The following is a 25,488-nucleotide window of genomic DNA, read 5'->3' as shown; positions in this document are numbered from 1 at the left end:
CAAGGCGAAATTGATTTTAATAAAAAATTTTTAGTAATTACTGTAACATTTAGAAAAGATATACGTTTTACTTGTGAAATAGCGAAACGAGGGGATGGCATGCCATGGACAGACAGCGGAAAAACGAGCTTGAGCAACTTTATGAAAAATACGCGAAATCGTTATATTATTTCCTGCTGAAGATGTCTGGATCAGTGCATATAGCGGAAGATTTAGTGCAAGAAACATTTGTACGAGCTACGATATCGCTGTCGTTTTATAAAGAGGAGGATGTGAGAGCGTGGTTATTCAAAGTTGCACGGAACACGTATTTAGATGAATGGCGTAAGCAGAAAAGGCGAAGGACTATTCCATTTGCAAACTTATTTTGGAAAGATGAAATGCTAAGTCCGTATGGGTTACCAGAAGAGGATTTTTTAACGCAAGAAGTGACAGAAGATGTACAGGCGTTGCTGAAATTTTTGCCTGAAAATTACCGAACGATTTTATATTTACGTGAATATGAACAATTCACCTACTTAGAATTGCAGGAGGCACTAGAACTTTCTGAGGGGCAGGTGAAAATACTTTTGCATCGTGCCCGCAAAAGATTGGAAGAAATAGTGAAAAAGAATGGAGGTTTTCAACATGACTGAGTGGTCGCAGGAGAATGAAAAAAAGATTTTACGAAAATACCGTTTTACATTAACATTTCGAGTACTACGTGTATTGCTAATATGCTTCTTTATTTATGCTCTCTATATAATAGGGGTGTCCATCGTTTTTGATAAAACGCGTCCAGATCTTAAACATGCTTATAACTCTTTAATAGTACTTGAATGGCTAAATCCAAATATGAAAGGTCAATATTCTATGGGTTCGCCTGCTGAAATAACACCATTTCTGACGCAAAAATTTAGCTATCCTCTAGAGAAGCAGGTAGGAAAGGAAAAGGTAGTAGTCGGCGAAATGCATGTTGAAAAATCTATAATGAATTCTAATTCATCTCTGAGTATGGACTTACCGTCGACAAATACATCACAACAATTTAATTTTAATTTACCCGAAGATCCGGTAACGGGAAAAGCAACCTCATCTCAACTTAATAATAATATATGGAAGATATTAGAAGAATTACCTGAAGGGACTGTGGCGGAAATGGCATTTTCGATTTCATCCTTTAAAGAGCCTATAAAATTGGTAAAAATGCTTGCTCCGTACGACGTCCGAATCGTTTGGATGCCATTATATACAGGTGAGTTTAAATCCTTTGAACCAACTGCTTCTGGCCGCTCCAGTGGTACAATTACAATTTATGATAGAATCGGGCTATCAGGGGGCTTAACAGTTAGTGATGATTATTCACATATATCTGAAGCACAGGACTTATCAAGTAACTTTTCAAGTAATGTGAAAGATAGCCAGCGTTGGATGGTAAGAAATATGGAAAAACTATTGAAAAATGAAAAGAAAAGCTATTACGAAGGATTTCTCGGTTTACACCATTTGCAAGAACGCTATGATTATATTAAAAAGAATGGATTTCAAGCTTATGGTGCTGTTGTAACAGGACCGACAAAGCAACTATGGATGCTTCAAGATCTAGAAGGTATTTCTAATGAAATGCTAGGGGATGTTGAACTTATGAATGGGTATAATTGGTGATGAAGGAAGTTGTCTCAGATACTTGAGACAACTTCTTTCTGCTGGTGTAACATTATTTTGTAAACCTACGAAATAGAATAGCAAAACCAGCACCAATTAGTGCAAAAATAGTATGTAAAAGGGCTATGTAGCTAGCTCCAATCAACAGTGCCCCAATTTCCGTTAAGGAGTAGTGGGTGACATAGAGTGAATTATTAATATTGTTAATAATGGCCCATACGAAAACAGGCACAGAGCTGATGGCAAAAACAATCCAAATATTTTTATAAAAGAAATAAGTAAGGCAGCCAAAAATCGCGTAACATATAGCAAAGCTTGTTTGATTGCCCAGTAAGGAAGAGTTAATGGCAAACATAAAGGATAGTACGATAAAAACAAGATGGAAAAACGTTATCGTTCTTTTCATTAATAAATGATAGCCTAGTGATTGTTTTGAAGTAGCGAGCTGCCGACAATGCTCACAAGTAGCTAAATGTTGTTCGATAAATTCTACAGTAGTTGCTTGGAGCGCTTGTTTTTTATACAAAGGTAATAAATCCTCTACAATTGAACATTCCTGTGACAAAAGCTTCCCTCCGATCGATCTCCTTCCATTATACGACTTTTTAACTTCTTTCAGCAGATGAATGCGGGTTTAAGTTAATTTTCAGCGGGTGTCCAAACATCTGTACCTGTCGCTACGCTTTCGGTACAAAAAACATCCGCTGAAAGAAGTTAATGCCTCCGGCGGATGTCACGGAATCGGAAAGGAGTTCACATAGGATGTTAGCCTAAAATCATCGCATCCATGCGATAACGGCTAACTGACCTGCATCACGCAGGCCTAGGCACAAAGCCGATTCCAGACGCAATTATGCCAAGGCATAATTGATGAAAATAAAAAAAGCCTTCCGTGAGTTAATTCGTTCGGAAAACTTACATGCACCCTATTAATTTGATGTTAATACTTCATTGGTCAAAGCTTGAATATCAATATGTGTTTTTTCCTTCACAGCATCCTTCAGAATCTCAGTACGGAAATAGTGAACCGACGCTTCAAGAGGAATAGTTAAAATCTTGGAAAGGGCTGATTGATACATATGCACAAATTCTTTATCTGTGTTTCCACGTTTTAATTCAGCAAAGGCTTCGTAGAATTGGTCAAGCTTATCAGCAAACTCAAGTAGGAGACCTTCTATAGTTTTATCCTTACCTTCTTTCATGCGCTCAAAGAAGACAGTCTGAAACTCTTGTGGGATCTCATCAATAATAAATTTCTCCATCATTTTTTCTTCCACATGTGCAAGCATTTGCTTAAGCTCTGGGCTCGCATGCTTTACTGGAGTTTTAATATCACCGATAAATACTTCAGCAAAGTCGTGGTTGATGGTTTTTTCATATAATGATTTCCAATTGACCGTAGCTCCATTCATTTCTTCAAGTGTGGCAAAGAACATCGCATACTGCGATACCTTCCAAGAGTGAGCAGCCACATTGTGCTCCTCAAATTTGAAGCGTCCAGGGCAACGAATAATTCGCTCTAAGTCGTTAAGACTTGTAAAAAATTGATGAATTCCTATAAAAATCACTCCTTTTTGGTCTATATGTGCATGTTACTATAATCCATACCCTCTTTGTGCAAATTTCAAACATATTTTACAATGATTCAATTTGCGTTTACAAATGATTCACAATTGATGATAAAGCACGCTGATGTTGAGTGCTATAATGAGGGGAACTGATTAAAAGGGGAGTATGCACCATGATTTCAATTTATACACTTCTTCTTTACATACATATTTTAAGTGCTATCCTTTCGATTGGGCCTTTGTTCGTTGTTTTAACAATTGTTAAGAAAATGCGTACAGCATCTCATGTTGAAATGTCACCATATATTGAGGCTTTTAAAGGAGCCATTACGATCGTCAAGCATTCGGGGCATGTTCTTGTTGCATCCGGTATTTTATTAATGTGGCATGCGGGCTATCAATGGAGTACCTCGTGGATTGTTCTTACTTTTCTCGTGATGTTGGCCTCCATTGTTTTTTTAGCAAGAGCGTTCAAACCGACTTTACAGACATTTGATACACCTGCCTATGACCAGCAAAAATTTGCTTCATTGCTACATCGTAAAGCATGGATGTACATTTTGTTATTGCTAATCATGTTATGGCTAATGGTAGCAAAGCCTGTACTTTGGTAAAGGATAAAAAATCGCACCCTAAGTTTTGTGAATGTTGCTTCCGCTCCGCTTTCGCACAAAAAATATCTGTTGCTGCCGCTCCGCTTTCGCACAAAAAACATCTGTTGCTGAAGTTTCGTTTTATCACTATAAATTAGAGTGACATGCCAGAAGATACATGCTATGTGAAGTGGTTGATTGGAGTGGAGACTGGGCGACTCCTTGGGGATCAGCGATAGAGGAACGAAGGCTAAAACCATCACATCCTGTGATAACGCCTTCGTGACCAACCTCGGTGCCGCTGCCGCTTCGCTTTCGCGCAAAAAACATCTGTTGGCCCGAGACCCTGGAGCGAGCAACGCGAGTGAAGCGGCTCATCGGACGCCCCCAGGAAGCTTTGCTCTGTGCGAAAGCGAAGCGTCAGCGACAAATGTTTTATCTGTGCGAAAGCGAAGCGTCAGCGACAAAGCCCCAGTCGGAACGGAAATCAATCACTCGTTTTGCCGAAGTGCCATACTTTATTTCATTGACATAATAGTTTTTCAACAATATGAAAAATTCGCACCCTGAGAGGAGTGCGAATTTTTTTCATCAATTGCTAAGCAAGCGTTTGAAATAGCTTTTGCGAATAAATATAAAACTAACGAAGAACAGGGCAAAGAAGCATAAAGAGCTCATCATTGAGACTTGTAAAAACGATGTTGAAACCATTTTTCGCATAGCAAATAATGTAGCAAATAACATTGTAGTGGCTATTGCGAATGGTACAAATATAAGGATTGCCAGCTCTTTAGAAACAACAGTGAATAACTCTTTTTTAGATAGTCCAAGTTTTCGTATGCCTACATACTTTTCTTTTTCTTGAAGAAGTGTCGTTTGTAAATAGAAGTAGAGTATACTCATAGCCGCACTTAAGAAAATCAAACTCAACATAGAGCCGATAAAGAACATAACACTTTTTGTAAACATCTCTGCGTCATACAATTCGATTTTTGAAGTTACATAACGTTCCTCATATATATGTGGGAAATCCTCAATGATTTTTTTCGCTAACTCTGTATGTGCCGTCCAATTGTCTAGCTCAAATAAATAGGTTTTGTAGACAGGATATTTGATGCTGTTATAAACTTCATCAGGCACAATAAAATACGTTTGTTGGAAACCTGTTGTTAATAGATTTTTTTCATTTACAGATACAAGCTTAAATTGCTTTAGATATTTGTCATCATTTACATTAGTAATTGGTAATGTTTTACGGTTACCAGCAACTGCTATAAATTCATTTGCACCTAAGCTAACCTTTTCATTGTGTAACAAGTTATAATCGGAAACGGACATATAACCGAGTCGTTGATCTTCATTCGATTTAAATTCAATAAAATATTTTTGTAAATCCACTGTGGATAATTGTTTTCCAATACTTTCAATATCAGCTTTTATCCTACTTGGATCAGCCTTAGGAGTGGCAATATACTGAAAACTGTAAGGATAATTCGCCTCACTATCTTTTTCAACATTATAGTAAGAACTAAATAAAATGCTTGTACATAAAAATACACCGCTTAATAAAATAGTGATTAAAAATAGCATATTTGCGTGTGATTTCATTTTTGCATTCAGATTGGAAGCCAGTAGCATATTCGTTTGTTTCATATAGGCTGACGATCTCTCAAAAGCCTTTAGCAGGAAGCGCATTCCTTGTGAGATGATTAAATAAATTGTACAAAGAACACTCACGAAAAACACTACATAGAAAAGAACACCGAGATTACCTACAATGTCATGATCTATTTTTAAAAAATAACTTAAACTAATAGAGATCATTAGGCTAATGAATAATAAAAGATAATGTGATTTTATCGACTCTTCGATGACAACATCACTTTTTAATAGTTGAATGGAAGCTTCTTTATTAATAAATCTTGTCATTACTTTTGAAATAACAACGAATAATACAAGGAATAAACCAATAGTTAACATGATAGCTTTGATAGGGAAATACATACCGAAAGTTTCTGTGTTTAAAACAACTTTGGCGCCCATTAAGAAGAGAGGCGAAATGACAAGCCCAAGAATGATTGCAGTAATAATCGCCAATACACCGATAAGAATATTCTCACGAAAAACGAGCGTACGAATTTGTTTCATGGATGCACCAGTAATCATAAAAATACCTAGTGTTTTTGTTTTCTTCTTTAAAAAGGCCATGATGGAATAGGCGATATAGATAAATGAAAACAAATAGACGAGTATACTTGCTAACATTAATGCAAGCCCAAGTGTTGAGTCTGGATCTAAACTTGCAAGACTTGGATGAAATACAATGACTGTAAATAGAAAGAAAATAATGATAGAGAACATACTGCTAAGGAAATACGAAACATAAGTCCATTTATCACGTAAAATATTTTGAATAACGATATGATTAAAGCTCATGCTGCCCACCACCTAAAAAAGCAAGTGTGTCCATGATTTCCTGGTAAAATTGTTTACGATTATGACCGCGATGAATTTCGTTATATAATTTACCATCCTTAATGAATATAATACGATTTGCGAAGCTCGCTACATAAGGATCATGTGTAACCATTAAAATGGAAGTTTTCAGTCCTGTATGAATAGAACTAAATAAATTCATGACATCATTTACTGCTTTTGAATCAAGATTCCCTGTAGGTTCATCTGCCAACAATAAACTCGGTTCGTGAATAACCGCACGAGCAATAGCTACACGTTGTTTTTGCCCACCGGAAATTTCATAAATTCGTTTTGAAAGAAGCTCTTCAATTCCAAGAAATTGAGATACATGTTGAAGTCGTTGCTGCATTTTATCGGCAGGTATACTATCTAAAGTTAACGGTAATAAAATATTTTCTTTCACCGTTAATGTGTGTACAAGATTAAAATCTTGAAAGACAAAGCCTAATTCTGAACGCCGGAACTTTGCAAGCTCTTCATCATCTAATGAATATGGATTTCTACCATTTATAAGAATTTCGCCAGCAGTAGGGCGATCGATTGTTGACACGCTATTTAAAAATGTAGTTTTTCCACTTCCTGAAGGCCCCATGACGGCTACGAATTCGTTCTCACCAAGTTGAAAATCTATGCCATTCAATGCCTTATATGTGATTTCTCCGATATATTCTTTTTGCAGATTGGTCACTTGTAGGATTGAGTTTCCCATCTTTGAACAACTCCCTTACTTCGATTGAATAGCTTAAGTATAAAGAAGGAGCAGCATTTTACCTATTTGGTTAAATGACGTCAATATGACAAAGTTGTCATATTACGAGCATGATTTTTTCACGCTATTTGAAAAGTCTATGGAAAAAGTAGTAACGCGCTCATGGGACTGTATAGTAAAAGGGTGCTCTAATACAGTTAAAATTTTTTTCACTAAATACAAGCCTATACCTGTTGCCTCACCGTTCGTTCTTCCTTTCACGCCTGTATAAAATAAATCAAAGACACGTGAAATTTCACTCTCGGGAATCGTATCTCCATAGTTTTTAATTTGTAAAGTAGCTTCATCATAAATAATTTGAATAGAACTTTCAGACTCGCCGTATTTAATGGCGTTATTGATGATTTGATAAAGTACAATTTTTAACCATTTACGGTCTGAATAAATAATAGTATCTTCAACAAGCGTCACTTTTGGAAAAACTTCTTTAGCAATGAAATAATCCTTTAAATCGTTAACAACATCCTTCATAAGCTCCTTTAATGAGAGTGCTTCTATTTTTAAATCAGCCACGAGATTGGACGTGCGTTCATATGTTAGTAGCTGATTAAGGGTAAACGTCAGCTTATCGCATTCTTGATTAATTGTTTGCAAATGCTCGGATTGGCTATTTGCATTAGATTGGATAAGCAGTTGAATAACCGACAATGGCGTTTTCATTTGATGGGCAAAATGTGAAAGCACAAGTTGCTTTTCGTTTTCTTGCTCCTCTAAATGTTGCTGCTGTGTTAAGTATAGATATTGCATTTGTCGTAGTTTTTGGCTGTAGGCTTGCTCAATCATAGCCTGTGGTTCATACAGATGGAGGTCATCGCTCGTTAATGTGTTGTTCTGTAAATGAGTATAGAGTTTTTTTCTGCGATAATAACGACCGATCAGCCAAATGATAAATAGGAAGCTAACGAGAAAGATAAAATAAAGATAGTGTGAAGATAAATCATCCAATGAATGAATGATCCAAGGTAATAATAGAAAGCTTACACAATAAAGAATGATTACACTTACATGATCTCGAAAGAATAGCTTCATTCTTCTGCCTCCACTAATTGATAACCAAGTCCACGGATTGTTTTAATTTCTAATCTAGATTGGATAGCCTCGAATTTTTTGCGTAATCGGCCAATATTAACAGATAAAGTGTTTTCTTCAACGAAGGACTCATCATCCCAAATGGCACTTAACAATTTTTGACGAGGAACAACATTAGGATAAGCTTCAAATAGTAATTTGCTAAGCTGCATCTCTTTTAACGTTAACAGGCTCTCGTGTTTTTCGGTGTAGAGACGAACTGTATCAGCATTTAATGTTGTATTAGCAATTGATATTGAATTAGATTCGGAGGAAGCATATTCTCCGTATGTACGACGAATAAGACCATTCACTTTTGCCATAAGCACATCTAGCGAGAAGGGCTTAGTGATAAAATCGTCCGCTCCATTTTCAATCCCATGCACTTGATCGATATCATTCACACGCGCAGATACAATGATAATCGGACATTTGGATAGCTGACGGATTTTGCGCGACCAAAAGTACCCATCATAGGTTGGCAGGTTAATGTCCATAACAACTAGATGAGGTTGAATAGCTTGAAATTCTTCTACTATATGATTAAATTGTTGGACGGTATAGCATTCAAATTGATATTTTGATAAATGCTCCACAATAATTTTTGAAATATTGATATCGTCCTCTATTATGTATATTTTGTACATAGTATCGACCTTTCTTTATAGACTATCACTAAAAAAGTGGTTATTTTATTAAAATATATGAAGGTATATTGGTTGATTGGAGTGGAGACTGGGCGACTCCTTGGGGATTAGCGTCACAGATGAGACCCTGGAGCGAGCCCTGCGAGTGAAGCGGCTCATCGGACGCTCCCAGGAAGCTTTGCTCTGTGCGAAAGCGAAGCGACAGCAATTGTTTTATCTGTGCGAAAGCGTAGCGACAGCAACAACAAAGCGCCCAGTCGGAACGGAAATCAACCTCACGTTATGCTGAGTAGCTTTCTTTATTAATGTACCCTGATTTTTAGAAATCCATTAATATTCTTCATTGAATATAGTAATTGTAACTTGAAATTATAAAAAAGAGCCACCACCAAACCCTATTGGGAAGGTGATGACCTCTTTTATTTATTTTTTAGGAATATGGAAGGTGATATTTGTTCCTTCATTTAGTGTGCTTTTAATTTGTAATCTCTGTCCGTAAATCCTTTTAAGACGTAAATCCGTATTACGTAGACCTACGCCAGCGTTTGGCGAATTGCTGCCGGATTGTAGTTCATCTAATATACTTGGGTCAATCCCAACGCCATCATCGATAATACTTACTGCCACATGATCAGAAAAATCTTTTATACGGATACAAACTGTACCGCCTTCTTCTTGTTTCAATACACCGTGACGAATTGCATTTTCGACTAAAGTTTGTAAGGAGATAGGGGGGATTTCAATATTTATATTGTCATCAACATCCCATTCGATGTTTAGTAAGTCCCCAAAACGCTGCTGATTAATATAGAGATATGACCGTACTAGCTCTAACTCATCCTGAAGTGGCACAACTCGCTGTAAATTCCTCACATCAAAGCTTGCATGTAGATATTCACCGAAATGATGCATTAAGTCAATCATTCGATCTGTATCGATCGTACTAAGTGATGCAATTGTATTTAAAGTATTAAATAAAAAATGCGGCTGTATTTGGGCTTGAAGCCAAGCTGTTTCCAAATGTAGTCGTTGATTGATGCTATATTTTAAATCGATTAAGGCTCTACTCCTGACCTTTAGCTCTAAAGAATTAATAGGCTTCGTCACATAGTCATTTGCACCATGGGCGAAACCAGTATAGACATCCTCGGAATAATTACGGGCTGTTAGTATTAAGACAGGTAATTCAAGCAATGAGTAGTGTTCTCGAATAATTTCGATTAATGCATAGCCAGATATATAAGGTAACATCGCATCAATAATGACTAAATCCCAATCGTCTTGCTGTAGCATTTCTAATACTTTTTCACTGCTAGTAACGGTAGTAACAGCGTATTCAGAAGTTGTAAATAAACTACGCATAATGGTTAAGTTAACAGGATCATCATCGACCATTAAAATTTTAAATTGCTTTTCCACTGTCGCTAATGAATTATGTTCTTCAATAGGAAGATGCATATCCTCTTCCTCTATATAGGATTGCTCCTCATTAAAGTCTTCCTCTGCTAATGGTAAGGTGAAATAGACATCCGATCCTTTGTTAGGAACAGAATGTATTTGCAAAGTTCCACCATGCAATTCGATAAGCTTCTTTGAAATTAATAACCCAAGACCGATTCCATCATTATTGTCATTTCTTTGTTCGTAAGGGGAAAATAGACGACTTTGGATATCGTCATCCATTCCTGACCCAGTATCATGAATATGGATAACAGCCATGTTATTTTCTATATGGGCACTGATTTTTATAGATCCTGCACTCGTATATTTAATGGCATTGTGTAGGAGATTAAAAAGAATTTGAATCAATCGATTTTCATCGGCCACTACATTAGGAAATGCCCTAGGAATCGCTGAATTCATTTGGATCTGTTTTCCACTTGTTATAAAGCGTAACATGTCAAAAATACCATAAACTATACCCTGAATGCTGACGTTCTTTTTATGAAGGTGCAAATTACCCTCCTTTAAACGAGTGAAGTCTAGTATGTCATTTAATGCGAATGACATGCTTCTCCCAATATCAATTAGATGCTTTAGGTTTTGTTTGTCATCAGCCATAAGCTTATTGTTTGGATTATCATAAATGGACTGTCCTAATGTAATCATTTTATTCATGGGATCCCATAGCTTTTGCGAGCTACTGGATAGAAATTCATCCTTTAATGCGTCATCTTTTTGTAATTTAGCAATCAATTGATTAATTTGCGCTTGATTTTCAAAAAAGCGTTTAAACCAATAACCCGAAAAACCGAGTATGACAAATAGATAATCGAATGGATACATGGGTATATCAAAATCATAGATGGATTTAATATACGCCCATATGATACCGTTCATTGTACCAAGGGCCGTCAATGCAATAAAAGCTGTGCTCTGTTTTTGATTTTCAAGATACTCTCTTAAAGCGAGTACTACTACAAATAAAAATGAAATGACATAAAGTATAAAGTACAGAGAATTTATTGTGTATAACCAATTAATCGGTAAGACGACAGTGAAAAATGCTGAAAGGGCATAGAAAGCACAGAGCCACTGAAAGCATTTAGCATGATGATATTTGACTAGTAAAACACGCATAAATTGAACAAAGAAAAATGAAGACCCGAGATAAATGATAGTAGATAGCTTAAATGACCATACATAATCGAGATGTAACCACGTGAGTATAGATTGATCATATGAAATTAATTCATCTGCTAAGGGCAAAAGAAAGCCTACTGTGAACAGTAAAACAATTGGCTTTGGATTAATAAACAAGAACACAAGGGTACTAAAAAGTGTGAACAATAAGAGTGTTATTGAAATTGTAGCAAGAGATAAATCGTTAATCATTTGGTGATGTTCTATAGCTGAAGCAGAGCCAAATAAAATTCTTTTATCAATGGTAGGGCTTATTGATGTATCAAAATTAGATACATGTAAAATTAAGTAAATTTCAGGTTGCTCATTTGTAAAGTAAAGAGTATAAGGAGCGGCTTGGCCTTTATGACTATGTGAATCAGTAGCTACTTTCCCGGATTGTTCAACCAACTTCCCGTTAATATATAATGCTGAAGCAGTTGACACTGCAGGGATTCGAACGGCAAAACGATTATCTTTCGGAGCATTGTGATTGAGTAATATTTTTAAACGGTATGAGCCATATCGTTGTGTCGTTGCATCTGAATCTCGCATGGGAATCGTTCGGGTAGTTTGTTCAAATGATTGGGTATTAATGTTTAAAGGATCTATTAATGATCCGGGATAGTAGAGCCATTCACCATCTAAGTTAAGAACTTCTTCGTCGGATAGCTGCTGATCCCGTATATCGAATATACCTTCCCGGGCAATCGGTTGTTCACTGGAAGGAAGAAAATATGCTAGCCATAGTAAACGAAGTGTAGTAAGAACTATAAAAATTAAAATAATGAAAAGTGAATGTCGTATAGTCGCTTTTTTCAAGAGTGACATAAGAACCTCCAAAATTTTCTTCTTGTAATAAAAGAACTATATTTACCATGCCATGAAATTTAGCAAATGGAAATAAGAAATTTTTAAAAATAATACTTTCAGACTAATCAGAAAGAATAGGGGAGCTGATTTCCGTTACAGGTTACTGCTTTCCTGAGGTGAGTAGCGTGAGATTTGAGACCCCTTTTACTGTGCAGTCCAGTACATATTTTGAGGGAGAGTCATTAGTGTTTAAGTTTTTTTTAAGAGGCGTGACGTATGATGGAGGAATAAATAATTTGCGGGTTAAAGCGTATAAAAATTGAACAAAAAATCATCTCAATGGGAGAAATGATCTATTGTGGGTAAATTCAAGTTAAAGTTATCGTTTGTTATTGTTAGTATGACGGTAATTGTTGTACTTGCGACTTCTAGTATTAGTATTTGGAGTAGCTATCGAAATTTTAACGACATTCTTATGCAAAATAAGATTGCCATGCAGGAAAATTATGTGAAGGAAGTTTCGGTAATCACGGAGAGCTACGTACAAGAAAAACTGATGGAACCAAATCAAGATAAGTCGATTGAACCTTATATGGTGCAAGTGGTTAACAAGTTACTTGATGAAAGAGTTGTTTCATTTAGCGCGTTCATAAAAAGTATAATCGTTCCTTTACTATTATGGATAGTCGTAGTACTTGTATTAGCTGTATGGCTTGCTTTCAAAATTGCACGACCTTTAAAAAAGCTTTCTACTAGCGTGGAGAGAGAAGAAATACAGAAGCTTGAAGAAATGGATGATTGGTATTACGAAGCACATTCGTTAAAAAAAGTAGTACAAAACATGTTCATAAGTTCGGAAAGCAAAATAGTTGATTTAACGAATCAACTGAATTTAGACTCCTTAACGGGAATTCCTAACCGTAGAAGGATGGATCAAATTTTAAATGAGCTAATCATCAATAAAGTCCCACATACAATAGTGTTAATAGATCTAGATGATTTTAAAAGTATAAATGATACCTATGGACATACTGTAGGGGATGAAGTTTTAAAAGCTTTCGCAAATCATATGCAGGAGAACATTGAGGAACAGGGAATGTGTTTTCGATATGGTGGGGAAGAGTTTATGGTTATATTGCCATCCACGACAATAGATATAGCTTTAGAATTAGCGGAGAATGTACGCATTAAGCAGGCCTTGTTAGATACGGCATGTGGAAGGCCAGTGACAATGTCTGCCGGTATTACAGCACTTACAGCAAATATTAAGACTGCTAATCAGATCATTACAATTGCAGATCAGGCATTATATAAGGCGAAGCAGTCAGGAAGGAATTGTATCTGTGTCGTCGAAGAACTATCTGAAAAAATAATCAAATGAATATCGTATTGTATTCAAGCTCAAAAATTTTTAATTAATATTAAATGAAGGTCTGGATTGGATGGTAACGTAAATAACATTTGTTAAAACGTATGCTATGTATATAAGTTGATTTGAGTGGAGACTGGGCGACTCCTTGGGGATTAGCGATAGAGGAACGAAGGCTAAAACCATCACATCCTGTGATAACGCCTTCGTGACCAACATCGGTGCCGCTGCCGCTTCGCTTTCGCGCAAAAAACATCTGTTGGCCCAAGCGGCTCATCGGACGCCCCTAGGAAGCTTTGCTCTGTGCGAAAGCGAAGCGGCAGCAACAAAACGCCCAGTCGGAATGGAAATCAACCCCACGCTATGGTGGTAAGAACGTTGATTTCCATGACTGGCTGAATGAATAGAAAGGCATCGAGAGTTATCTTCTCGATGCCTTTTATAGATTAAAATTATTCAACCGATATAACATTAAACACCTCAGTTGTTTCTTGCTCGGGTAAAATACCGAGATCCGCTAACAAGGTACTTTTAAAGGAATTGTAAACCTTTACTGCACTTGCTCGGTTATCCACTTCTATATAGTGCTTTATTAGCTGACGGATGGTTTTATCGGAATATGGATTATGCTCTATCGTTAAAAGTAATATTTCCTCTCGTTTTTTTACATCATGTATTGCTGTATAGTGCTCTACTAAATCATGAAGTAAAAGGGTAAATTTATTGTTCATAAAATTTGCTTTACTAGTAATCCAGGGATAATCTAATGAGGCCATAAATTCACCTTGGTAGTTTTGTAGCAGTGCCTCAGCCTTCTCTACATCAATCTTTCCAGTCTCCGCTTTACCATTTAAAATATGCTCTAAGTCATGGGCATCACATTGAAAATCCTCTAGTTGCAAAATATAGCAGCCATTTCCATACTGTATGACTTCAGAATAGCCCAGTGCTGAAAGCGTAGTGCGTAAATAGGAAACTGTTGTATGTAACTGAACTCTTGCCTTTTTAAATTCTGTATCTGCCCATAAAGCATCGATGATTGTATCACGAGGTACATGGTTATTAAGATTGGAAAAAAGGAGGGCGAATAATTCCTTTGTTTTAAGCGTTCTCCAATGGACTACTTTGTCATTGTGTAAAACAACGAATCCTCCAAAGCATTGTATCGTAAGCGCGGATTTATTTCGTATTTGTATAGGAGTCGATTTATTTTCTAGGTGAAGGAGTTCTTGGATTCTATTAATAGTTGTCTCTAGACGAGCTTTTGAAATAGGCTTTAATAAATAGTCAATGGAGTGAATTTCAAATGCTTGGACAGCATAGTCCCGATAGGCAGTGACAAATACGATAAAAATGTTTTTGTTCCATTCTTTTAATAGCCGTGCAATCTCTAAACCGTTCATGCCAGGCATTTCAACATCTAAAAATGCGACTTGAAAATCCAAGTTTGGCCCCTCTGCAAGCAAATCTTTTGCAGTTGTAAAAGATTTAATGACCTCTATTGAATTAAATTCTTTTAACTTTTTCTCCATGTTTATAAGAGCTAATGGCTCATCATCCATTATTATCACTCGAATCAAAAAGGGCACCAACTTTCCAATGTTTAATAACCTGATTTTAAAAAAATAAAGTGAAATAGGTTAAATTGAAATATCAATGACTGCCCCTTTATACGGATGTATAGCCACTTGCTGTTGTGGCAGATCTTTTAATAATTCGATAGCAGCTGCAGTATTTAAATTAAGCGCATTTTGCATAACACTCATTTGTACAGTTTGTTGTAGCTCCATAATCTGAGAAGACATTATTGTATTGATTTCCATCATAGATTCCTCCTTTACCATATTATCGTATAAAAACACTGATTTTCCAACATATAAAAATTGCAAATAGAGTCCCAATGTTTTTTCCGCAAAATTGATCAATTTACCAAAAATATTATTGATATTGTATATTTTTCCGTTTTTATAGAAATAATTCGTACTATCAGGTCCGTTGTCCTGAGTTATTAATTGCATTCTCTAGCATTCCTTGCATAAAAGAGCCTAACTCTAGTGTGCTAGCAGCAGACTGCAAAATAATTAAATATGGAGGTTACAAAATATGAAAAAACAAGCTTTAGCTTTAGCTGTAACATTGACCTTGGGATTAAGTTTATTTGCCAGTCCATCATCTGCTAAGGAAAAACTCACTTTTAAGCCATATGACGTATTGTGGGGAATCTCGAAAATTTACAATTTATCTTTAGGAGATTATGAGCAAATGGTCGATCCAGACGCAAAATGGTTTTATCCAGAGCAAGATTTAAATGTAGTCGAATCGAAAAATGATAATTCAATGAAAGACCAACACTTTGTTGAGGCCGGGGATACATTATTTTCAATGGCACGCGTAAATGGTGTATCAGTGGAAGAATTAAAGGAATGGAATAACCTTTCATCTGATCTAATTTACGTAGGTGAATCATTAGCTATCAAAGCATCGGCGGCAAAACCTAAAACTTCCGAAAGCAAAACTAACAAGGTAGCAACGACATCAAGTAAAAAGAAAGTAACGACATCAAGCACAAACTCAGTGAGTGCTCCGGCAAATGCGGGCAAAACATTAACAATGCGAGCAACAGCCTATACAGCGTATTGTGAAGGATGTTCGGGGATTACAGCGAATGGAACAGATATAAGATCTAATCCAAACTTAAAGGTAATTGCTGTAGATCCACGTGTAATACCCCTTGGTAGCAGGGTTTGGGTTGAAGGTTATGGTGAAGCAATCGCAGCAGATACCGGCGGAGCGATAAAAGGTAATAAAATTGATGTATTTATTCCTACTGAGGGACAAGCTCGTCAGTGGGGCGTCAAACATGTAACTGTAAAAATTTTAAATTAATGTGATTGAAAGGATATCTCGTTTATTAAGAGATATCCTTTTATTTTGCATTACTATTTTAATGCGTTAAAGGCCATTAAAAGCCAAGTATGAAAAATTTACTCCTTAACCAATAATTCGCAAAATCCTACTGAAATTGCATAAGTGGAAGGATAGTTGGCAACCATCTGAAATAGAGGAGGTATTTTTATGAAAAAAATGAGTTTAATAATTATTTCTTTATTAGTATTTGTCGGTGGTTGTGGTTTCTTTGAAAAGAAGGAGCAAAAAGTGGCAGTTAACGCAAATTCAGGACCAACAGCAACCGCGAAAGTAATTGGTAAAAATAATGAAAGCTATGGCAATGCGTATTTTGAGGAAGAGGATAATGGGGTTAAAGTGACACTCGCACTTTCAGGATTACCACCCGGAAAACACGGCATTCATGTTCATTCAGTTGGGAAGTGTGAACCACCGACGTTTGAATCAGCAGGTCCTCATTTTAATCCAACGAGTAAAGAGCATGGGAAGGATAATCCTAAGGGATATCATTTAGGAGATCTTCCGAATTTAGAAGTTGGAGAAGATGGGAAAGTGGATTTGAATTTCTTAGCGGAAGGGCTAACATTAGAAAAAGATGCTGCCAATTCATTGTTACGTGATGGTGGCACTACATTAATCATTCATGAATCTGAGGATGATTATAAAACAGATCCTTCCGGTAATTCTGGTGCTAGAATTGCTTGTGGCATTATTCAATAAGGAAAATAGATCGACTGTATCTGAAGTAAATCACTTTAGATACAGTTTTTTGTTTTGGGGGTAAATCGACAAGCAATTATTAATTTCCCAAAATCATTCATTTTTAGTTCAAGGGCGATTGGAGTGAAGGCAGGGTGTCCCCAGGAAAGCGCCCAGTTGGGACGATGATACTGGGTAAAAGAAGAAGCGAAGCACCTACATAATTTAGTGCTTAATTGTCAATAAAATCGATTATCAAAATATGTTCAAAAACCAGCAAAAGTTGATTTGCATGCTTTTGTGAGGATTGTTAGTGTTGATAACTGTAATAAAGGTTACCCATTAAAGGTAGCTAACTTTTATTATATTCAATGAGTTGAAAGGAGATTTCGAAATGAAAAAAGCGAGCTTACTTTTAATGATCATACTTTTAGTCTTTTCTCAATTGTCATTGGGTAATCTATCTGTTTATGCGACAAACCACAGTGAGAACAATATGATGAAAAATGAGAACGAAGCAACAAACAATGAAGACGAAATCGTATATTCTAATGATGAAGAAGAGAACGGAAATACAACCCTAGATAATAATGAAAATGAATCCGTAACATCGAATGATGAAGGTAATAATGAAGTATCGGATGAAGAAGAATTTACAACAAAAATTGTGTCCGGTGGTGTCGCCATTACTGGCTATAAAGGTGACTCGAAAGAGATCTCTATCCCTGATAAAATAAATGGTGAACCAGTTGTAACAATAGGTGATTATGCATTGTGGAAAAAGAAATTGACAAAGGTAGATATTCCGTCAAGTGTGAAAGATATAGGGGAGTATGCATTTGCTTATAATGAATTAATAACTGTAGATATTCCGACAAATGTGACAGAGATAAAATTTGCTGCATTTGCTTATAATCAATTGACAAATGTAGGTATTCCTCCGAATATGACAAAGATAGGAATTAGTGCATTTGATCATAATCAATTGACAAATGTAAAAATTTCGTCAAAAGTGACAGAGATAGGATATGGTGCATTTAGAGCAAATCAATTAACAAGTATAAAGATGCCATCAAGTGTGGCAACTATAGGGGAGTATGCATTTGCTAATAATCAATTGACAAATGTAGAAATTCCGTCAAGCATGACAGAGATACGCATGAATGTATTTTATGATAATCAATTAACAAGTGTAAAGATTCCATCAAGTGTGACAAAGATAAGGGAATTTGCATTTGGTTATAATCAATTGATAAATGTAGAAATTCCAGAAAGTGTTACAGAAATAAGATATGGTGCATTTGTCAAAAATAAATTAACAAGTATAAAGATCCCTTCAAGTGTGAAAGAGATAGGTGATTATGCATTTGCTGATAATCAATTGACAAATGTAGAAATTCCGTCAAGTGTTACAGCGATAAAAGAGGCTACATTTGCAATAAATCAATTAACGAGTATAAAGATCCCATCGAGTGTGACAGAGATAGGGAAGGTTGCATTTGCTTATAATCAATTGACAAATGTAGAAATTCCAGAAAGTGTGACAAAGATTGAAGATGATGCTTTTTATAGTAACAGTCTTGATTTTGTAACATTTAATGGTTTAGATAATTTCCAATGGCCAGGAAAATATTCACCATTCGAAGGGCAAGAAAAGGAAGGGAAAACGTTTTTAGGATGGTATGAAGATGAGGGTTTTACAAAAGATTGGGATTACTCAGTAGTACAACCAATGACAATTTTTGCAAAGTGGAGCCTTAATACTGTTACTGTCACTTTTGATGCCAATGGCGGAAGCAAAGTTCCATCCCAATCAGTAGGGTCTGGAGAATTAGTAAAAGTACCATCCACTCCGGTAAAAGAAGGGTACACATTTGCGGGTTGGTATAAAGATAAAGGGCTTATGGAAGCGTGGAATTTCAATCAAGATGTAGTAACAAAAGATATCACGCTATACGCCAAGTGGTCGAAAGGAAGCTATATCGTTACTTTTGATGCCAATGGCGGAAGCAAAGTACCATTCCAATCAGTGGAATCTGGTAAATTAGTAAAAGCCCCATCTACTCCAGTAAAAGAAGGGTACACATTTGCGGGTTGGTATAAAGATAAAGGGCTTACGGAAGCGTGGAATTTTAATCAAGATGTAGTAACACAAGATATTACGCTATATGCTAAATGGTCGAAAGTAAGCTATATCGTTACTTTTGATGCCAATGGAGGAAGCGAAGTTCCATCCCAATCTGTAGGGCTAGGTGAATTAGTAAAAGTACCAATTGCTTCAAAGAAGGAAGGCTATATATTCGACGGCTGGCATAAAGACAAAGAATTGACAGTACCATGGGATCTCGCAAAAGACGTAGTGACAAAAAATGTTACGTTGTATGCGAAATGGACAAAGGATTACACATCAGGAGGAGGATCTGGTGGAGGTTCATCAAACTATAAAGTCACTTTTGATTCCAATGGTGGAAGTGAAGTGCCGTCACAAACGGTTGGCTATAACGAGCTTGTAAAAGCCCCAACTACTCCAGTGAAAGATAGCTATCAATTTGATGGCTGGTATAAGGATGCAGAGCTTAAAAATGTATGGGACTTTGCGAAAGATAGAGTAACAGCAGACATAACATTATATGCGAAATGGACAAAAGATAATGTGTCAGAAGGTAGCTATATTGTTACTTTTGATTCAAATGGAGGCAGTAAAGTTCCTTCGCAAACAGTGGCGTATAAGGCTTTGGTGAAAGCCCCTTCTAATCCAAAGAAGGAAGGCTATACATTTATCGGCTGGTATAAAAATAAAGACTTCACAAAGGCATGGGATTTTGCAAAAGATGTAGTCACAACAGACTTAACGTTATATGCTCGATGGATGGAGGAGAGTACTGGCTGTGATATTACTTTTAAGGATATTGATCATAACTGGGCACAAGATATGATTGAGCAAATTGCCAAGCGATGCATTATTAAAGGCTACCCAGATGGCACTTTCCGACCGAATGATATGATTCAACGTCAACACGTGGTACTTATGATTGAACGTGCATTACAACCAACACCAATTCGAGAGGCAGTATCATTTTCGGATGTACCTAAAAATTATGTATATTATGAACAAATTACACGACTGCAACGAGCAGGTATCGTGGATGGTTCAAACGGAGCATTTCGACCAAACGCTTATATAACACGTGCCCAAATGGCGAAAATAATGGTGCTTGCCTTTGACTTAACGCCAGGAGGCAACAGTACGTTCAAGGATGTAGATTCATCACACTGGGCGAGTGGATATATTGCTGCTCTAGCAGACCATAACATTGCGCTAGGTGATGAAAACGGTAATTTTAGACCGAATGAAAACTTAACACGCGCACAATTTACGGCGTTTATGTATCGAGCGCTTGGTTTATAAGTCTTACTATAAGAGAGATGTATCGTAATTAGATACATCTCTTTTTCTGATAAGCCCAAAATTTTAATCTAAAAAGTAGATTGTTTTTATACTTTTTATGCATAAGGAGCATTGTTTATTGCTTTTTTTACAAAGGTCATTGTATAATCTTTTTATCAGAAAATTCAATTAATTAAATAAGGAGGTGATCAAATGAAAAAATGGTTTAACTCAAAATTTGAAACGTATTTAATGGATCAGGAAATTGAGCTTAATATGGAAGAGGAAAAAAATGAGGAGCAACTAACAATGGTACATTATGAAGACTATCCAGAAGGTTTTTTTACAAGTTTATAATAAATATTTGCTGGACTGTGCTAAAGGTAGAAATAACTTTTAACACAGTCCTTCGTTTTTTTACATATATTAATCATTTTTGGATCCTCACCATAGCGTGTGGTTGATTTCCGTTCCGACTGGGCGACTCCTTGGGGATCAGCGTTACGATATGACATACGTTTTAATAAACGTCATCCACAACTTTTGGTGATGAGCCTCATTTTTTTCGATATTGATTTCTTCAACTGTATGGAGTCATATTAATAAAATATCCTTGTTTTTCATATATATAGGTCTAAATCCATATGTACTTTAATGAAATAGTTTCCTGTATAATGGGAAACAAAAATGCGTATAGAGGTGTAGTTATGTCAAATGCTGTAATCTTAAAAGAGACAATTTATCAATGGTTTGAACATTTTCATAAATACCCAGAGGTAAGCTGGAAGGAATTTGAAACCACTAAAAAGATTGCGTCTATTTTAGATGAGTTAAATGTATCCTATCGTTTGTTAGGGGATGTTCCGGGGTTAATTGCTGAAATTGGTACAGGTGATGAAATTGTTGCTGTACGTGCAGATATAGATGCTTTATGGCAGGAAGTGGATGGGAAATGGCAAGCGAACCACTCCTGTGGGCATGATGCAAATATTACGATGGTACTTGGCGCTTTATTACTGCTGAAAGATCGACCATTGCAACATCGTGTTCGTTTTATTTTCCAGCCTGCTGAAGAACTTGGTAATGGAGCTTGTGCAGCCTTTGAGCGTGGAGCCGTTGATGGCGTATCGCATTTATTTGGCGTTCATTTAAGACCAATTGAAGAGCTACCACTTGGCAAGGTATCGCCTGCTATCCATCACGGAGCGGCTTATTTTTTAGAAGGAACAATACGAGGCACTGATGCCCATGGTGCTAGACCTCATCAAGGGAAAAATGCAATCGATGTAATTATGGCCGTACAACAAATGCTCCATAGCATACATTTATCACCTTTCGAGCCTCACTCGGCAAAGTTAACGAAGATTGTTGCAGATGGTGGTAGTACGAATATTATTCCAGGAACTGCGAGCTTCTCAATGGATATTCGGGCGCAACGTAATAGCCAACTAGAATTACTTCGTAGTCGTATTGAGTTTGGCTTAAAATCAATCCAGCAGCAATTTGAGATTGATATGGATTGGAAATGGTTAGATTTCACACCTGGTGCTGAGGTTTCTTCAGTTGCTGCACGGATGGCTAAAGACGCAATTATTGAAACACTAGGGGAAGAGCATTTAGCTGGGGAAATTACAACACCTGGAAGCGATGACTTCCATTTTTACACAGTTAAAAAACCTGAATTAAAAGCAACGATGGTTGGTATTGGAGCCAACTTAACTCCAGGATTACATCATCCGAAAATGACTTTTGAACGAAGTGCATTAATGGATGCTGCAAAAGTACTTGAATGTGTGTTAGAAAAAAAACCTGAATACGAATAACGATAGCGAGAGGGAGCTATATCAAAAGTACAAAATTCTTTTGATATAGTTCCTTTTTCTTTTCTTTTTTGTCGAAATGTATGAATATTTTGCAATGTCCCTAATAGCTATTTGAAAGCGTTTTTATGCGCAAAAATAGTCGAAATCGCTCGAGAAGCATAAATTTTTTGCGTTGACTTTTAATTTTTCGAATATTATGCTAAAAAACATATAAAAATATTTGCGTCTTTGACAACCGAGATTGGCAACTGGTGCAAAAAAGGGGATGGATTCATGAAAAAAGATATTAATGCTGGTTGGGCACTTCTGCCTTTTGTAATAATGATTATAGCTATGTTAATTACAGTAGTTGTGTTAGAGCAAAGTCCTCACGTACCACTTATTATCGGAACAACTGTAGCAGCAGTAGTTGCCAAAATACATGGATTTAAATGGATGGAAATTGAGGAAATGATGTATAAGGGGATACGTCTAGCTTTACCAGCAATTGTTATTATTATTTTAGTAGGTTTGACAATCGGCGCATGGATTGGCGGCGGGGTCGTAGCGACAATGATTTATTTTGGTTTAAAATTAATTTCTCCAGCTTGGTTTTTAGTAACAATCATGCTGTTATGTTCAATTGTTTCATTGGCGATTGGTAGCTCATGGTCGACGATGGCTACAATAGGTGTTGCTGGTATGGGTATTGGTTTAAGTATGGGAATCCCTGCAGCAATGATTGCTGGAGCAGTTATTTCGGGTTCATACTTTGGTGATAAGATGTCACCATTATCAGATACTACTAATCTCGCAGCAGGTTTAACTGGTACCGACTTATTTGATCATATTAAGCACATGCTTTATACAACAATTCCAGCTTTAGTCATTGCAATCGTTGTATTTGGAATTATGGGAAGAAGCTTCGCAGATATTTCAATGAAATCAGAAAGCATTTTAACGACATTAAAAGTAATGGAGGAAAGCTTTGTTATTTCTCCTTGGTTATTGCTTGTACCAGTTGGTGTAATTGTATTGGTAGCGAAAAAAGTACCTGCAATTCCAGCTTTAGTTGTCGGAATAATCTCAGGATTCTTACTACAAATCTTCGTACAAGGCGGCACACCTACAATGGCTGTACATGCTTTACAAGAAGGATTTGTGATTTCAACTGGCAATGACATGGTGGACAATCTATTTAACCGTGGTGGTTTAGATTCGATGATGAATACGGTTTCAATGACAATTGTGGCTATGACATTCGGTGGGGTGTTAGAATATTCCGGCATGTTAAAAGCACTTATGAATGTCATTGTGAAATTTGCTAAATCAACAGGAAGCTTAGTTGCTTCAACGATTGCTGCATGTATTACAACAAATGCTACATGTTCTGAGCAGTATATTTCAATTGTTGTTCCATCACGTATGTTTGCGAATGTCTATCAAGAGCGAGGCTTGCATTCGAAAAACTTATCTCGCGCGTTAGAAGATGGGGGAACACTAACTTCTGTATTCTTCCCATGGAATACTTGTGGAGTCTTTATTTTAGCAACATTAGGTGTAGGTGCAATGGAATATGCGCCATATGCCATTATTAACTTCCTGGTACCTATTATTTCAATTTTTTATGCATATATCGGTTTTGCGATTGTTAAGCTGACACCTGAAGAAATGGAAGAAGCTGAGAAGCGTAAAAAAGAGCAAGAAATAAATGAAGCTGACATGGTCATGGCTGACTAAATCTCTTCTGATAGTTAACTAAAGTCTCGCGGAAGCAAAGGCATCCGCGAGAGTTTATGTTAGTAGATGGCAAAGTTCAATTCATATATTGTACGTGGGCGGCCTTGTTGGTGAGTCATTTCTTCACCAACTACTTTAGCATAGCCGTTATCCACTAATTTTTTAATAATGCGCTCTGTTGTGCGGCGTGTAACCTGTAAGTATTCTGCAAGATTATGGGATGTAAATTGTGCTGATTGTCGCTCTCGGCTAAAATGAATGATCTTGGAAATATTTAATGGACTTAAGCTTGTTTGCTTTGCCATTTGTAAAACGTAGGGATCATCTGTTTTTAAAGCTAGTCTTACTTCCGATTTTGGAAAGGGACCTAGCAAGTTTTTATGTTCATCAAGTATATAAATTTCACAAGGTTTAGCAAATGTTAATGCATTCTTAGCATTTTGGTTAGCCTCAAATATTGAATGACCATAACCAAATGCTAGCTTAAATGGCTGATCGATTTGTTGTAATAAGCTTTGTAAGGCTTCTTTTTCGAGTGCCTTTTGCAAATGCCCTGCTGTCGTATATAGCTCAAAAGAGTATGGTGAAATTTCTTTATAAGTTGAATGTGTAGCTACTGTGATTTGCCTTAACATGTTATAGTCTATAGGTTTATTTTCAGGAGCTTCTAATAGTCCAACAACGGCTTTTACAGACTCGGATTTTGTAAGAAGTGATTGAGATCTCGTTTCCTCTAAGCATTGAATAATGGAGTTAGTTGCATCTAACATGCGCATTGCAGGTATTTGAAGAGCTTGTAGTTCATCAAACACACTATGAATACTTGTTATGACAAAGTCAATGCTGTTAGCTTCCCATAAAGCTATATGATGCTGCAATATAGATTGAGTAGGTTTAGTGATAGAAATAGGTTGAATATATGGTTTTGGACCACAATACTCTATTTCTGTTAGAACATTTTGTACAATAGCCGGATTCATAACATCAATGGAAATTCTATTTAAAGGTATTGCATGATTGGCTTTAAGCGATAACAAAGTTGTAGAAATTGCCGTCTCATCTTGTTTTATATAATTCCAAGGTATTGGTAGTTCTGACAGTGCAGATTGGGCATGTAAAAAGGGTAGCGTTCCTCCGAATAAAAGTGCATCACATGGCTTCATTTCTTTTAATAACACGGGTGCTTCTATAGGTTGATTGTAAAGATAAAAATCTATTTGAATATTCTCTATGTTTTGTGCGATACTGTTTATACGCTTCATAAATGCTTTAGAGCAAATAACCGCTATTTTAGTAGACATAGGCAACGTTCCTTTTCTATACAATATTTTTTTAACAATTAGCGACGTATTAGCGACAACTATATTATACAGGAGAGTGA

At 36.4% G+C, this 25,488-nt stretch carries 20 protein-coding genes; 10 read left to right on the top strand and 10 right to left on the bottom strand.

Features of this window, described 5'->3' with window-relative positions; genetic code table 11:
- Positions 1-104: 104 nt before the first annotated feature.
- Together ABH968_RS25245 and ABH968_RS25240 are read left to right on the top strand one after the other, a co-directional pair.
- Positions 105-635, top strand: coding sequence for a sigma-70 family RNA polymerase sigma factor (locus ABH968_RS25245; protein ID WP_370048456.1), 531 nt, complete (start codon positions 105-107; stop codon positions 633-635).
- Positions 628-1,644 (top strand): anti-sigma factor, encoded by a 1,017-nt coding sequence (locus tag ABH968_RS25240; RefSeq protein WP_370048455.1) that lies wholly within the window; start codon positions 628-630, stop codon positions 1,642-1,644. Before ABH968_RS25245 ends, ABH968_RS25240 begins: the two co-directional genes overlap by 8 nt.
- A 52-nt stretch (positions 1,645-1,696) precedes the next feature.
- On the opposite strand, the gene ABH968_RS25235 is transcribed toward ABH968_RS25240, so the two are convergent.
- Together ABH968_RS25235 and ABH968_RS25230 are read right to left on the bottom strand one after the other, a co-directional pair.
- Positions 1,697-2,209 (bottom strand): zf-HC2 domain-containing protein, encoded by a 513-nt coding sequence (locus ABH968_RS25235; protein ID WP_370048454.1) that lies wholly within the window; start codon positions 2,207-2,209, stop codon positions 1,697-1,699.
- Positions 2,210-2,573: 364 nt separating this feature from the next.
- Positions 2,574-3,212, bottom strand: coding sequence for a YfbR-like 5'-deoxynucleotidase (locus ABH968_RS25230; protein ID WP_370048452.1), 639 nt, complete (start codon positions 3,210-3,212; stop codon positions 2,574-2,576).
- Between the two features lie 173 nt (positions 3,213-3,385).
- On the opposite strand from ABH968_RS25230, the gene ABH968_RS25225 reads away from it, so the two are divergent.
- Positions 3,386-3,826, top strand: coding sequence for a hypothetical protein (locus tag ABH968_RS25225; RefSeq protein WP_370048450.1), 441 nt, complete (start codon positions 3,386-3,388; stop codon positions 3,824-3,826).
- Between the two features lie 570 nt (positions 3,827-4,396).
- Here ABH968_RS25225 and ABH968_RS25220 read toward each other — a convergent pair.
- The 5 genes from ABH968_RS25220 to ABH968_RS25200 form a co-directional block, all read right to left on the bottom strand.
- Entirely contained in the window at positions 4,397-6,241 is a 1,845-nt protein-coding gene (locus ABH968_RS25220; protein ID WP_370048448.1) for an FtsX-like permease family protein, read from the bottom strand.
- On the bottom strand, positions 6,231-6,992 hold the full coding sequence (locus ABH968_RS25215) for an ABC transporter ATP-binding protein (RefSeq protein ID WP_370048446.1): 762 nt from the start codon (positions 6,990-6,992) through the stop codon (positions 6,231-6,233). The genes ABH968_RS25220 and ABH968_RS25215 overlap by 11 nt, the downstream gene beginning before the upstream one ends.
- A 102-nt stretch (positions 6,993-7,094) precedes the next feature.
- Positions 7,095-8,081, bottom strand: a complete 987-nt coding sequence (locus tag ABH968_RS25210) for a sensor histidine kinase (protein WP_370048445.1) — start codon at positions 8,079-8,081, stop codon at positions 7,095-7,097.
- Positions 8,078-8,767, bottom strand: a complete 690-nt coding sequence (locus ABH968_RS25205) for a response regulator (protein ID WP_370048444.1) — start codon at positions 8,765-8,767, stop codon at positions 8,078-8,080. The genes ABH968_RS25210 and ABH968_RS25205 overlap by 4 nt, the downstream gene beginning before the upstream one ends.
- Before the next feature lie 423 nt (positions 8,768-9,190).
- Positions 9,191-12,220 carry a hybrid sensor histidine kinase/response regulator gene (locus tag ABH968_RS25200; protein WP_370048442.1) on the bottom strand — a complete coding sequence of 1,010 codons (3,030 nt, stop codon included), beginning with the start codon at positions 12,218-12,220 and terminating at the stop codon, positions 9,191-9,193.
- A gap of 340 nt (positions 12,221-12,560) precedes the next feature.
- On the opposite strand from ABH968_RS25200, the gene ABH968_RS25195 reads away from it, so the two are divergent.
- Positions 12,561-13,583, top strand: a complete 1,023-nt coding sequence (locus ABH968_RS25195; protein ID WP_370048440.1) for a GGDEF domain-containing protein — start codon at positions 12,561-12,563, stop codon at positions 13,581-13,583.
- A 440-nt stretch (positions 13,584-14,023) separates the two neighbouring features.
- Here the strand turns inward: ABH968_RS25195 and ABH968_RS25190 are convergent, their stop codons facing one another.
- Positions 14,024-15,142, bottom strand: a complete 1,119-nt coding sequence (locus ABH968_RS25190; RefSeq protein ID WP_370048472.1) for a response regulator — start codon at positions 15,140-15,142, stop codon at positions 14,024-14,026.
- Positions 15,143-15,211: 69 nt separating this feature from the next.
- On the bottom strand, positions 15,212-15,589 hold the full coding sequence (locus ABH968_RS25185; protein ID WP_370048439.1) for a YjfB family protein: 378 nt from the start codon (positions 15,587-15,589) through the stop codon (positions 15,212-15,214).
- 85 nt (positions 15,590-15,674) lie between these two features.
- Here ABH968_RS25185 and ABH968_RS25180 point away from each other — a divergent pair, with 85 nt between their 5' ends.
- The 6 genes from ABH968_RS25180 (at position 15,675) to nhaC (ending at position 24,107) form a co-directional block, all read left to right on the top strand.
- Entirely contained in the window at positions 15,675-16,457 is a 783-nt protein-coding gene (locus ABH968_RS25180; RefSeq protein WP_370048437.1) for a 3D domain-containing protein, read from the top strand.
- 189 nt (positions 16,458-16,646) lie between these two features.
- Entirely contained in the window at positions 16,647-17,198 is a 552-nt protein-coding gene (locus ABH968_RS25175; RefSeq protein ID WP_370048435.1) for a superoxide dismutase family protein, read from the top strand.
- Between the two features lie 373 nt (positions 17,199-17,571).
- Positions 17,572-20,586: an InlB B-repeat-containing protein gene (locus ABH968_RS25170; RefSeq protein WP_370048433.1), complete on the top strand. Its 3,015-nt coding sequence runs from the start codon at positions 17,572-17,574 to the stop codon at positions 20,584-20,586.
- Between the two features lie 192 nt (positions 20,587-20,778).
- Positions 20,779-20,922, top strand: coding sequence for a hypothetical protein (locus ABH968_RS25165; protein ID WP_370048431.1), 144 nt, complete (start codon positions 20,779-20,781; stop codon positions 20,920-20,922).
- A gap of 350 nt (positions 20,923-21,272) precedes the next feature.
- The gene (locus tag ABH968_RS25160) at positions 21,273-22,388 is read left to right on the top strand and encodes an amidohydrolase (RefSeq protein WP_370048430.1); all 1,116 of its coding nucleotides are present in this window, start codon (positions 21,273-21,275) and stop codon (positions 22,386-22,388) included.
- Positions 22,389-22,661: 273 nt separating this feature from the next.
- On the top strand, positions 22,662-24,107 hold the full coding sequence (nhaC, locus tag ABH968_RS25155) for a Na+/H+ antiporter NhaC (RefSeq protein WP_370048428.1): 1,446 nt from the start codon (positions 22,662-22,664) through the stop codon (positions 24,105-24,107).
- A gap of 59 nt (positions 24,108-24,166) precedes the next feature.
- Here the strand turns inward: nhaC and ABH968_RS25150 are convergent, their stop codons facing one another.
- On the bottom strand, positions 24,167-25,408 hold the full coding sequence (locus ABH968_RS25150; RefSeq protein ID WP_370048426.1) for a hypothetical protein: 1,242 nt from the start codon (positions 25,406-25,408) through the stop codon (positions 24,167-24,169).
- Positions 25,409-25,488 lie beyond the last annotated feature (80 nt).

The organism is Lysinibacillus sp. RC79 (assembly GCF_041262405.1).
Taxonomy (GTDB): domain Bacteria; phylum Bacillota; class Bacilli; order Bacillales_A; family Planococcaceae; genus Lysinibacillus.
This window is presented reverse-complemented; position numbering and strand designations above follow the sequence as displayed.

Bases quoted from the DNA above. Each gene is read 5' to 3' on its own strand.
- ABH968_RS25245 (WP_370048456.1), top strand. From the start codon at position 105: ATGGACAGACAGCGGAAAAACGAGCTTGAGCAACTTTATGAAAAATAC.
- ABH968_RS25240 (WP_370048455.1), top strand. From the start codon at position 628: ATGACTGAGTGGTCGCAGGAGAATGAAAAAAAGATTTTACGAAAATAC.
- ABH968_RS25225 (WP_370048450.1), top strand. From the start codon at position 3,386: ATGATTTCAATTTATACACTTCTTCTTTACATACATATTTTAAGTGCT.
- ABH968_RS25220 (WP_370048448.1), bottom strand. From the start codon at position 6,241: ATGAGCTTTAATCATATCGTTATTCAAAATATTTTACGTGATAAATGG.
- ABH968_RS25215 (WP_370048446.1), bottom strand. From the start codon at position 6,992: ATGGGAAACTCAATCCTACAAGTGACCAATCTGCAAAAAGAATATATC.
- ABH968_RS25210 (WP_370048445.1), bottom strand. From the start codon at position 8,081: ATGAAGCTATTCTTTCGAGATCATGTAAGTGTAATCATTCTTTATTGT.
- ABH968_RS25205 (WP_370048444.1), bottom strand. From the start codon at position 8,767: ATGTACAAAATATACATAATAGAGGACGATATCAATATTTCAAAAATT.
- ABH968_RS25200 (WP_370048442.1), bottom strand. From the start codon at position 12,220: ATGTCACTCTTGAAAAAAGCGACTATACGACATTCACTTTTCATTATT.
- ABH968_RS25185 (WP_370048439.1), bottom strand. From the start codon at position 15,589: ATGCAATTAATAACTCAGGACAACGGACCTGATAGTACGAATTATTTC.
- ABH968_RS25180 (WP_370048437.1), top strand. From the start codon at position 15,675: ATGAAAAAACAAGCTTTAGCTTTAGCTGTAACATTGACCTTGGGATTA.
- ABH968_RS25175 (WP_370048435.1), top strand. From the start codon at position 16,647: ATGAAAAAAATGAGTTTAATAATTATTTCTTTATTAGTATTTGTCGGT.
- ABH968_RS25170 (WP_370048433.1), top strand. From the start codon at position 17,572: ATGAAAAAAGCGAGCTTACTTTTAATGATCATACTTTTAGTCTTTTCT.
- ABH968_RS25165 (WP_370048431.1), top strand. From the start codon at position 20,779: ATGAAAAAATGGTTTAACTCAAAATTTGAAACGTATTTAATGGATCAG.
- ABH968_RS25160 (WP_370048430.1), top strand. From the start codon at position 21,273: ATGTCAAATGCTGTAATCTTAAAAGAGACAATTTATCAATGGTTTGAA.
- nhaC (WP_370048428.1), top strand. From the start codon at position 22,662: ATGAAAAAAGATATTAATGCTGGTTGGGCACTTCTGCCTTTTGTAATA.
- ABH968_RS25150 (WP_370048426.1), bottom strand. From the start codon at position 25,408: ATGTCTACTAAAATAGCGGTTATTTGCTCTAAAGCATTTATGAAGCGT.